This window comes from Aetokthonos hydrillicola CCALA 1050 (assembly GCF_017591665.1).
Taxonomy (GTDB): Bacteria; Cyanobacteriota; Cyanobacteriia; order Cyanobacteriales; family Nostocaceae; genus Aetokthonos; species Aetokthonos hydrillicola.
Window position 1 is genome coordinate 19,509 of record NZ_JAAKGC010000085.1, and the last position, 10,688, is coordinate 30,196.

General features: G+C 41.2%; 10 protein-coding genes. 9 read left to right on the top strand and 1 reads right to left on the bottom strand.

Features of this window, described 5'->3' with window-relative positions; genetic code table 11:
- Positions 1-83: 83 nt before the first annotated feature.
- Together G4P69_RS28690 and G4P69_RS28695 are read left to right on the top strand one after the other, a co-directional pair.
- Positions 84-926, top strand: a complete 843-nt coding sequence (locus G4P69_RS28690; protein ID WP_208343523.1) for a YaaW family protein — start codon at positions 84-86, stop codon at positions 924-926.
- Positions 927-1,067: 141 nt separating this feature from the next.
- Positions 1,068-2,414: an O-antigen ligase family protein gene (locus tag G4P69_RS28695; RefSeq protein ID WP_208343521.1), complete on the top strand. Its 1,347-nt coding sequence runs from the start codon at positions 1,068-1,070 to the stop codon at positions 2,412-2,414.
- Between the two features lie 467 nt (positions 2,415-2,881).
- Here G4P69_RS28695 and G4P69_RS28700 read toward each other — a convergent pair whose 3' ends face one another.
- On the bottom strand, positions 2,882-3,814 hold the full coding sequence (locus tag G4P69_RS28700) for a DUF4351 domain-containing protein (RefSeq protein WP_208343519.1): 933 nt from the start codon (positions 3,812-3,814) through the stop codon (positions 2,882-2,884).
- A 91-nt stretch (positions 3,815-3,905) separates the two neighbouring features.
- Between G4P69_RS28700 and G4P69_RS28705 the strand changes: the two genes are divergently transcribed.
- The 7 genes from G4P69_RS28705 to G4P69_RS28735 all read left to right on the top strand — a co-directional run.
- Entirely contained in the window at positions 3,906-4,427 is a 522-nt protein-coding gene (locus G4P69_RS28705; RefSeq protein WP_208343517.1) for a Ycf51 family protein, read from the top strand.
- A 236-nt stretch (positions 4,428-4,663) separates the two neighbouring features.
- Complete coding sequence (locus tag G4P69_RS28710) at positions 4,664-5,881, top strand: iron-containing alcohol dehydrogenase family protein (RefSeq protein WP_208343515.1); 1,218 nt, start codon at positions 4,664-4,666, stop codon at positions 5,879-5,881.
- On the top strand, positions 5,853-7,037 hold the full coding sequence (locus G4P69_RS28715; RefSeq protein ID WP_208352874.1) for an aspartate aminotransferase: 1,185 nt from the start codon (positions 5,853-5,855) through the stop codon (positions 7,035-7,037). The genes G4P69_RS28710 and G4P69_RS28715 overlap by 29 nt, the downstream gene beginning before the upstream one ends.
- A 90-nt stretch (positions 7,038-7,127) precedes the next feature.
- Entirely contained in the window at positions 7,128-7,631 is a 504-nt protein-coding gene (locus G4P69_RS40310) for a CdiA C-terminal domain-containing protein (protein WP_208345108.1), read from the top strand.
- A complete protein-coding gene (locus G4P69_RS28725; RefSeq protein WP_208345107.1) occupies positions 7,612-7,854 on the top strand; it encodes a hypothetical protein in 243 nt (80 codons plus the stop codon). The genes G4P69_RS40310 and G4P69_RS28725 overlap by 20 nt, the downstream gene beginning before the upstream one ends.
- 219 nt (positions 7,855-8,073) lie before the next feature.
- The gene (locus G4P69_RS28730) at positions 8,074-9,243 is read left to right on the top strand and encodes a homospermidine biosynthesis protein (protein WP_208352877.1); all 1,170 of its coding nucleotides are present in this window, start codon (positions 8,074-8,076) and stop codon (positions 9,241-9,243) included.
- A gap of 253 nt (positions 9,244-9,496) precedes the next feature.
- On the top strand, positions 9,497-10,688 hold a 1,192-nt coding region (locus G4P69_RS28735), incomplete at its 3' end, for a CHAT domain-containing protein (protein ID WP_208352886.1).

Consider the following 10,688-nt stretch of genomic DNA (forward strand, 5'->3'; position numbering starts at 1 on the left):
ATGCCCCATGCCCCATGTCCCATGCCCAATCCTAGTAGTAGAATAAGGTACAGACAAAGCTGTATGGAAGGGAGGAAGGGAAATTGGATGAACTGAGGGAGGCACTAGAGCTAGCGACTGAAGATGAATTGCAAGATCTTACAGCAATTCTGTTTAGTCGTAAGTTTAATCCTCTAGATTATCTTCATACACCTGAACCTATAGAAGTCCAAAGCCAAGATCGTCAAGCTTGGCTAGACTCACTAGAAAGTCGATTTCGTTTTTTAGCAGCAGATGGAATGACGGTGCTGCGAGGACGCACAAGCCAGGTAACGTATCGGCAAGTATTAATTCAAGTATGTAAGTATCTTAAAATTTCCTATTCTGATGCTCTCTCCACCGTGGATTTAGAATCAGAGGTGTTTTTGCATTTACTGGGGCTAGTGTGGAAAAAATTGCCAGAAACAGACAAAGAAAAATTGAATAAGCGTATACAGCATCACCTAGCTAAATCAGATTTAACACAACCGCTGCCACTTTCATTACAGCGTAATCCCTTAAGTTTACTGGTTAAAGGTGGTAGTGCGATCGCCGTCACATCTATACTTAAACCTTTGTTGCTTAAACAAATTGCTCGTCAATTTGCAATACATTTTGCTACATACCAAGTTGCCAAAGAAGCTGCTATTCAAGGTGGAACAATAGCAACATCGCAGTTTAAAAATTATGTAGCCTTGCAAATGGCACGAGAAGGTATGGCTGTCAGTGCAGCTCGTTATGGGCTTGTGCGCGGTGTTTTTACCTTTTTAGGACCAGTAATGTGGGGTTGGTTTTTTGCAGACTTAGGGTGGAGAGCGATCGCTACCAACTATAGTCGTATCATTCCTACTATCTTTACTTTAGCTCAAATTCGTCTCACTCGTGAGGAGTGTTGGGAGTTTGCTTGAAGAAAATAGTCATTAGAAATGATAGTAATCCGCAACAATTCGACTGATCACAACCCGGTTTCTTAAAGGAACCGGGTTTCTGACACTTAAAATCAGGAGCAACTTAAAAACAAACACTTAATAAGTAGTCTGTTCACAAGCATGCAACAAATAACAATTAAAAAATTGCTTTTTTCCCAGCATCCTGATCCTCGGCTGCAATTTCCTTGGAACCTTGTCCAACTAGGACTGGTAGTTTTTCCATTAAGTCCATTGTTAGGGCTAGTGGGTTTAATTGCGGCAGTCATAGTAACTTGGTTGCGACGATACGAGGCAATTATTCGCCGCCGTCAAATTCTAGGATTTGCTCTTTTGAGTGTATTGCTGATCATTACCTCTTGCTTTGCCTACGACAAAAAAGAGTCTTTTATCGGCTTATCTAATTTCGTGCCTTACTTTGTAGTTTTTGGTGCTTACAGTACTCTGATTCAGACAATGCGGCAATTGCGCCAATTATCCTGGATTATGGTGGTCATGTCTGTGCCAGTGATTATTATTGGCTTCGGACAGTTGTTTTTGGGATGGGCTAGCTCAAAGCAATTGGAAAGTTTTTTAAGTGTGTTTGGTTGGGTGGTTTTGTCTGGCGGAAACCCTCCTGGTCGTATGGCCTCCGTTTTCATGTATGCTAATACCTTGGCTGGTTATCTACTGATAGTTTTTATCCTTGGGTTTGGGTTGTGGTTGGAAAGCTATCAGCAGTTAAGAGCAAACAAGAAATTTAGGGAAATATCTTCCCTTTTTCCGTTTTTGTTTTTGACAATGGCGGTGATTGGGGATTTCGTGGGTTTGATTTTAACTGATTCGCGGAATGCTTGGGCGATCGCTATTTTTGCTTGTTTAGTTTATGCAATTTACCAAGGCTGGCGCATTCTTGTAGCTGGGGTTGCTGGTGTTGTTGCTACAGTGCTTTTGGCTGCTTTCGCACCGTTACCAATTGCTCAATTATTTCGTAAAGTTGTTCCTGTTTTCTTTTGGGCGCGGCTAAATGACCAGTTATATCCTAATAGGGCGGTAGGATCACTTCGCGCAACTCAATGGGATTTTGCTTGGGCTTTAACTCTACAACGTCCTTTAACTGGTTGGGGTTTACGCAATTTTACTCCACTTTACTTAGCACGAACCCATGAGTGGTTAGGTCATCCCCATAACTTGTTTCTTATGCTATCTTGCGAGACTGGACTTATAAATACTGTTTTATTTTGTAGCTTAATTGGTTGGATCTTTATTGGAGGAGTCAAACTATTTCAAAAGTTAAATGTAGAGACAGAAGATAAACTAATACTTTTCAGTTATCTTTTGATTGTTGTGAGTTTAGTCTTATTTAACACTGTAGACGTTAGTTTATACGATGTGCGTTTGAATTCACTTTCGTGGATAGTTGTATCTGCTATTGCTGGAGTCACCTATTGCTACAATCGTCGCGAATCACTATCTAGCACAACAAAGTAAAGAGAACGAACTTCTACTGTGGGAGCTTTTTAGCGCTTTTAAAGCATAGCTTTACTGCGTTATCTTTTGTACTGATTAAGAAAGTAGTTAAAAATACTTATAACATAAGTACAGTTTGAAAAGAATTTGCAGTGTATACACTGCTGTAACTAAATTGACAAATTAATAAAATTAGTACAGTCACATTTGTGATAGATAATGTGGACAATTCCATATTATTTACTGTTGCTGATTGTTGGGAAGGTGTAGGAATTGACCTTTCCGGTGGGTTCCTACATAACGGGCATCTCTTGTAGATGCCCTTATCTATATTTAAAACAATTGATAGAACCGCGATAACGAGCTTTTGAATTAAATTGAATTAATGAGCAAGGAGAAATGGTAATGACAGACAGCTTCGGGTGCCGTACTCTCGGAGCTAACACACCTTACAGAATCACTGCATCAAAGGGTAAAGAATCTTTATATTACTTACTATCAAACCAATTTTCTAAGTCCCGCAGCGAAGAAAAATCTAGTAAAGCTTCACCTAAATCCTCTAATTCACTAGTTGATAGATTTTGAATGCGCTCTTGTAGTTGGGGAGTCAGCGCCCCAACACGGCGGCTGAGTAGACGCGAAATTAATGTAACAGCTTCTTGTTGCTTCCCCTGTTCAATACCCTGTTCGATACCCTGCTCGATACCCTGTTCCATCCAACTGGTAACAATCTGCATGACTCCCTCCTGTTGTCTTGGTTCAATGCTAGCAAGTTGCTCGCTAAACAGTGCTGTTTCTTGCGGGTTTAGTTTGAGGTACGTGTCAATAAACCCGGATATCAACTGTACTTGTGCAGGGTTTAGTCCTAAGCTAGCAAGTAATTGTAATGATAATAACTTAACTCTAGGACGCTCAGCTTTAGCCATCTGCATTTTTGCTATCAAAGCACTAGCTACGGGATTTCTTTTGTTGACAAATTCCTGCCAATGCAATTGATTTAGCTGAATAACCTCGTAATTAAATTGTAATACAGTCTTACCGAACAACTCTAAGTGATAGGAAGTTGGTTCTGGCTTAATGGGTGTATCGTGGGAATAAATGACGATAGGGTAAATGGGGAGACCGTACTTTTCGTGCAGACGAGCGAAGTATTTGAACATCCGCTTATTAAAATCCGTTTGAGAGTAGGACTGATGTTCAGTATGGATGATAAACAAGGCATCCTCATTTTTGAATGAGGCTTGCACGATTAAATCAATGATTTTCTTTTCTCCCTCAGTCAAATCGGTAAAAATTTCTTGCTCTAAGAAGTGGATTGACTCTGGTTCCCAGGCTGCACTAATCTGAGGAAAAAATAAATCCATAAACTCAGGAAAGAAATTACCTAGAAGTTGTTTAAATAAGCGGTCGTGATCAATCATTTGGTAACCATCAAACAAAGTGTTTCTAACTAGGGCAGTACTGGTAAAATAAGTCTATCAGTTAAGAAAACACCAAAGTAGCTATCTGTGTATGTTTCAACCATCTGACTTTCTCCAGTACACCCAATGGTCGGGTATTGCAACTTTGGTATTTGCTGCCCTGGCGCTTTTAGCTTTTACTCTTAAATGGGGTGTTCGTTTTCGCCTGGTGGGTGTAAGTGGGTTTATGCTGGTTTTAACCGGTGGTTTGTTTGCTCTGTCGTTAGCACCCTTGTCCCGCACGATCATTCCTGGTGCAGTGCGCTATCATTTAATTTATGACAATGGAGCAACACAAACAGTCATTCAAATTCCGACCGAAATTACACCTACGGAATTAGAAGCAACTCTACGTCAAGCGGCTAGTGATCTGTATTCTTTTGGACGCCAAGGTACGCTAGAAGATAATCAACTAACTATTCGAGCGCGTACAATTATCCATCCAGAACCGGGACTTTCTGTTCCACTTTACCTAGGTCAAATAAAGCGATCGCTCGTCAGTCGTGAAGATTCACAAATGTTCAGTGAAATTTACGAAGACAAATTTGCCCAACTGCCTAAACCTACTGCCTAGAATTAGCGATACAAGGGGTAGATATCTTGCATATGGCAAGAAAAAATCTTCCCTGTATCCAACAGACGACTGATATTTTGTGTAGAGCAATACAATATTTACAATCTTTATAATATTTTGTTAGGATATAAATAAGTAATAATATCCATTGGGAAAAAGTTATTAGACTGCTAACTATGAGGTTATAAACCTTGTAGTTAAACAATCTATATTATATATTTTACTACGAAAATTCTATGAGTAATCCCTCAAAGGAAAAGTTATCTACACAAATGTCTAGTACCATATTTACTTTGACGGTAGCGCCAGCAAAAGTCATCCGTGGTTCTCAAATTTTAACAATAGCGTTAGAAAGCATTGCTAGTTTGGGAAGTCGTCCCTTGATTGTGGGGGGGAACAATACACTAAGTCTTGTAAAACAAACTCTACAGCCACTTTTAGTAGAAAAAGAATTTCAATTTACAAAATCATCTTACACTCCTGATTGTAGCGAAGCCAGCTTAAAAGCTTTAAAGACAGCAGCAAAAGAACATAAAGCTGATGTGATTATTGGTATAGGTGGTGGAAAAGCACTGGATACAGCAAAATTATTGGCGCATCAGTTGCACTTACCAGTGGTGACAATTCCTACATCAGCAGCTACCTGTGCAGCTTGGACTGCTCTGTCGAACGTGTATTCTGATGAGGGAGTATTTCTCTACGATGTGCCGCTGAGTCGCTGTCCGGATTTACTGATACTTGACTATGATTTGATTCAAACTGCCCCACAACGTACCTTGGTTGCTGGTATTGGAGATGCGATCGCCAAGTGGTACGAAGCGTCAGTGAGTAGTGGACACTTAGAACAAACCTTAATTATTGCTGCGGTACAACAAGCGCGAGTTTTGCGAGATATTCTTTTCCAAAAATCTGTCGCTGCACTTCAACAACCAGGAAGCGATGTTTGGCGAGAAGTTGTAGACGCGACGATTTTACTTGCTGGTGTTATTGGTGGGCTTGGTGGAGCACAATGTCGCACAGTTGCAGCCCATGCAGTGCATAATGGTCTAACACAAATTTCTAGAGGTAGCAGCATTCATGGTGAAAAAGTTGCTTATGGAATCTTGGTGCAGTTGCGCTTAGAAGAGATGATACTAGGTAATCAGCTGGCGGCGGCTGCACGGCAACAGTTATTAAAGTTTTATACAGAGATTGGATTACCTAAAAATTTAGGCGATCTACACTTGGATGATATAACTTTAAGCCAACTGCGACGGGCTGCTGAAGTTACGCTTGCGCCTAATTCAGATATCCATAGGTTACCTTTTAAAGTCGCTATTGAACAATTAATGGCAGCTATGGTTTCCACTACTGCACCAATAGAAATTAGTCGCGCTCAATCGGGTTTGACGCCAGTTATCAAGGAGGAGGGGGAAGAGTTTTCTGATGATGTTAAATTGGATCGCTCCATCTGAACGTATACAAAAATTGCCACCATATGTATTTGCTCGTTTAGATGAACTGAAAGCTAAAGCTAAGGAACAAGGACTAGATTTAATTGATTTGGGGATGGGAAACCCCGATGGTGCGACACCGCAGCCAGTGGTAGAAGCTGCAATTAAAGCTTTGCAAGATCCTGCTAATCACGGCTATCCTCCTTTTGAGGGTACGGCGAGTTTCCGTTGTGCGATCACTAACTGGTATCGTCGCCGCTATGATGTGGAGTTAAAGCCAGATAGCGAAGCTTTACCGCTACTAGGCTCTAAAGAAGGATTAGGTCATTTAGCGATCGCGTACCTGAATCCTGGTGACTTAGTTTTAGTACCATCTCCTGCTTATCCAGCGCATTTTCGAGGGCCAGTCATTGCTGGGGCTAAGGTTCACAGTATAATTTTAAAACCAGAAAATGACTGGTTAATTGACTTAGCCACAATTCCTGATTCTGTTGCCGAACAAGCAAAAATACTCTATTTCAATTATCCCAGTAATCCCACGGCAGCCACTGCACCCCGCGAATTCTTTAAAGACATTGTTGCTTTTGCTCGCAAATACGAAATTTTGCTTGTGCATGATTTGTGCTATGCCGAATTAGCTTTCGATGGTTATCAACCAACTAGCTTGTTAGAAATCGAAGGCGCAAAAGAAATCGGTGTAGAATTTCACACCATGTCTAAAACCTACAATATGGCGGGTTGGCGAGACGGGTTTTTAGTAGGCAAACCCCACATTATTCAAGGGTTACGAACACTAAAAACTAATTTAGATTATGGTATTTTTGCTGCTTTGCAAACAGCAGCAGAAGCCGCTTTGCAACTACCAGATACTTACTTAAAAGAAGTACAAGAGCGCTACCGCCGCCGTCGAGATTTTCTCATTCAAGGGCTTGGGGAGTTGGGTTGGAATGTAACCAAACCCAAAGCTACAATGTATCTTTGGGTTGAGACTCCATCTGGTGTCAGTTCTACTGATTTTGCTCTTGATGTATTACAGAAAACTGGGGTAGTTGTTACTCCAGGTAACGCTTTTGGATCTGGTGGAGAGGGATATGTACGGATCAGTTTGATTGCTGAGTGCGATCGATTGGGTGAAGCTTTGCAAAGATTTAAACAAGTTGGTATCCACTACTATTAATTTTTTCTCAATCTCGCTAACAACTCATGAGACAATTGCAGCAATAAACTAATGTGAACTATACTGCTTGGTTTGTAGAATGGAGCAACGGTGGAGCTAAGCTATATCCAGCAAAGTTGGGAAATTTACAACCAAGCACCAGAGTCTGAGCGCTATTATTATGATGAGGATACTGGTGGGTTTGTACTGATTCATCAATACCACAACACCAATGATTCTGAGCGGTTTGTGGCTCTTGTCTTTGCCAAACTTGGCAGACGGGTAAAGTTATTGAGTGAGCAAGCTACATTGGGTATCAGGACACCTGATGCTGAAATTGATGGTGAAATCTGGGAATTTAAGGAACTGAGTCCAGAGGCGGTCAATATCAGCAACGCATTTCAACGAGGGGTAGCGATAGCTAAGAAACGCGCTCCTAATGTAGCCTATCATATAAATACTCAGGCCGACATTCAAGAGATCAATAAAGGGATAACTAGAGCGTTGGTTTGGGATACACAAAAGCTCCTGCAAAAAATAGAACTGGTGTTTAATAACGGAAGAGTGGTGTCTTTAACTAGGGAGGAATTAGATAATGGAGAAGATTTTCAATAGCATCAAAGAAAGAATACAGACAGGTATTAAAAACAATATACCTTTAGAATCAAGGCTGATGATGGCTGGGGAAATTGTCTATGCGGCAGAGCGGAAAGATTTGACGCCAAAAGAAGCACGAACACTAGAGGCAATGCTTTCACTAAATGAGAATATTCAAGATTATGAAGCAGTGAGAGAACAGGCAATTTTCGGAGAATTAATCGACATTAATCACGAATAAACGACTTGTAATGAAAAGAGTGTAGCTCACAAGGGTAGGTTTTTTTACTTTTAGGTGTTGGCAAGACTTGGAGGACAAGGAAGTTTTTTTACGACAAAACAATTAACTAGCAGTAGATATACATAAGTTTTAAGTTCCTTCTTTGCTCACTTTCCCCCCGTAAGAAAGTATGTCTTTGATAGGATTGTATTCGGTGTATTTAAGTGGGACTCGCAAAGAATGTCAAAACAACTAGGCAAAAAAATTGTACCAGCGCCCATGTCATCTACTATTGGGGTGGTTGATTTAATTGATAATTACTTTACCGCATACAATTCAGCACGGTTGCGGGAGATATGCCATTTGCTGAGTCGAGAGATCTTAACCGAAGGTGTAACGGTGGGAGTGAGTCTTTCTGGTGCAATGACACCAGCAGGATACGGTGTGTCTGCGCTTGCACCTCTAATTCGTAATGGTTTTATTGATTGGATGATTAGTACTGGTGCTAATCTTTACCACGATATGCATTACGGGTTAGGTTTTGAATTGTTCGCAGGCAATCCGTTTTTGGATGACGTAAAGCTTCGTCAGCAAAGCACAATCCGTATATATGATATCATATTCGGTTACGATGTGCTTTTAGAAACAGACGCCTTTATTCGCAAGATTCTTCAAGCAGAACCATTTCAGAAGAGAATGGGAACCGCAGAGTTTCACTATTTGCTGGGTAAGTATGTTCGAGAAGTAGAAAAGCAATTAGGAGTTAAGCATTCTTGTTTACTCGCTACCGCTTATGAGTGTGGAGTTCCTATTTATACTTCTTCTCCTGGAGATAGTTCTATTGGAATGAACGTTGCTGCATTGTCGTTAGAAGGTTCTAAGTTGATATTAGATCCTTCAATTGACGTAAACGAGACGGCGGCGATCGCATACAATGCACGGGAACAAGAAGGAAAAAGCGCCGCAGTCATTCTTGGCGGTGGTAGTCCCAAAAACTTTCTACTACAAACCCAACCACAAATTCACGAAGTACTAGGACTTGAAGAACGAGGACACGATTTCTTTGTACAATTTACCGATGCACGTCCAGATACTGGAGGTTTATCTGGTGCGACACCTAGCGAAGCCGTTAGCTGGGGGAAAATAGATCCAGAAGAGTTACCTAGCACGATTGTTTGTTACACAGATAGCACGATCGCATTGCCTTTAGTCACAGCTTACATTCTGAACCAGTGCCAGCCTCGTCCTTTGAAGCGTTTGTATGACAAACGAGAACAGATATTGGACAAACTACAGAAAGATTATCTAGCAGCTAAAACCCAGTCATCAGAAGAAATTCCGGCTGCTGTTGCTGAAAACGCTACCCAAGAAATTGCAACTTACCCTAGTGGTAGATTGATTAATTCCTAACAGATCAAGTTTGTTAAGTTGATGGGTAGCTCCCTTGTATAAGAGGAAAACCTAAAATTATTGTAGTGCGGGCATCTTGCCCGCGTCCCATATACAAATTATTTGTAGGTGGACGATTATCTCAAAAATAACCCCAACGTTAAGGAAAGCGATCGCCGTCTGTGCATAAAATAAAGATAAGGAAATTTTGCCTTCCCAACTGTTCGTTATAGGTGTAGTAGTATATATTGTCCACCTGTGAAACCGCAATCCTATGGCAGTCATCTCGATTCGAGAACAAGGGAAAACCGATCTAGGATTTCATGCCAGCTTGGTATTTGAGGGAAGAGAATATCCAGTTGTAATTACCGAGCCTTTCACAACTCAAGAGGAAAAGCAACTAGAGTGGTATTTTAAAGGCTGGATGGTATCTCCTTTTCGAGACATTGTGAGGGCACAGCAGGTAGCCAGTAGCATCCGAACTTACGGAGAACGACTATTTCAACAACTGTTTCAAGATAAACAAGCTTATGGTGAATATCAGAAGCGGCGGGCTGCTAGCTTAAGTCAGTTACAATTTGAAATTGTTGCTACAACACCAGAATTTCATGCTTTGCACTGGGAAGCATTGCGTGATCCTGATTTACCACGACCTTTAGCGGTAGACTGCATAATACTGCGCAAAAATAGTCAACCTGCACATCCTAGTCTATCAGCATCCACGCGACCATCTCCAGTAATTAATGTGTTAGTAGTAGTAGCACGACCAGATGAAGAAAATGATGTGGGTTCTCGAACGATATCCCGTCCCCTGATTGAGGCTATTAAGAATAGGCAGTTACGGGTTAATGTGGAGTTCCTCTCTCCTGGTACTTATCAAGCACTATCTCAGCATTTAGAACAAAAGGGAGTAGGGTATTACCATATTGTACATTTTGATACTCGTATGTCACTGATGACCTATGGGCAGGTGCAAGAGGGAGTGGCGAATCGCTACATCTATCAGGAAAGGTGGGGGCGTTATCATTTCCAGCCCTACGACGGGGTAAAGGCTTTTGTGTTTTTGGAAGGGGAAAGCAAGGGTAAATCAGATCTAGTTGATGCGAAGGAATTAAAGGATTTGCTAATTGACAAAAGAATTCCTGTGTGTTTCTTCCATGCTTGTCAGTCTGATGAACAGGGTTACTCAGCACAATACACTCACCAAGTAACAAGCGATCGCTCTGGGCAAACTAGTCTGGGTAGCCAATTAATGGCTGAGGGAATCCAGATGGTAGTAACCATGGGTTATGGGATGACTGTTTCTGCTACTAAGTTGATGATAGAGAAGGTTTATACCCATCTGTTTGATGACAAAGGTATCACCGAGGCGATACGGCTAGGTAGGCGGGAACTCTTCCTGAACAAGTCACGCAAAGCCTATTTCAATAAGTTTATTGATTTGGAAGATTGGTTGTTCCCTGTGG

Coding starts and splice junctions, on each gene's coding strand:
- G4P69_RS28730 (WP_208352877.1), top strand. CDS start 8,074: ATGTCAAAACAACTAGGCAAAAAAATTGTACCAGCGCCCATGTCATCT.
- G4P69_RS28710 (WP_208343515.1), top strand. CDS start 4,664: ATGAGTAATCCCTCAAAGGAAAAGTTATCTACACAAATGTCTAGTACC.
- G4P69_RS28725 (WP_208345107.1), top strand. CDS start 7,612: ATGGAGAAGATTTTCAATAGCATCAAAGAAAGAATACAGACAGGTATT.
- G4P69_RS28715 (WP_208352874.1), top strand. CDS start 5,853: ATGATGTTAAATTGGATCGCTCCATCTGAACGTATACAAAAATTGCCA.
- G4P69_RS28705 (WP_208343517.1), top strand. CDS start 3,906: ATGTTTCAACCATCTGACTTTCTCCAGTACACCCAATGGTCGGGTATT.
- G4P69_RS28700 (WP_208343519.1), bottom strand. CDS start 3,814: ATGATTGATCACGACCGCTTATTTAAACAACTTCTAGGTAATTTCTTT.
- G4P69_RS28695 (WP_208343521.1), top strand. CDS start 1,068: ATGCAACAAATAACAATTAAAAAATTGCTTTTTTCCCAGCATCCTGAT.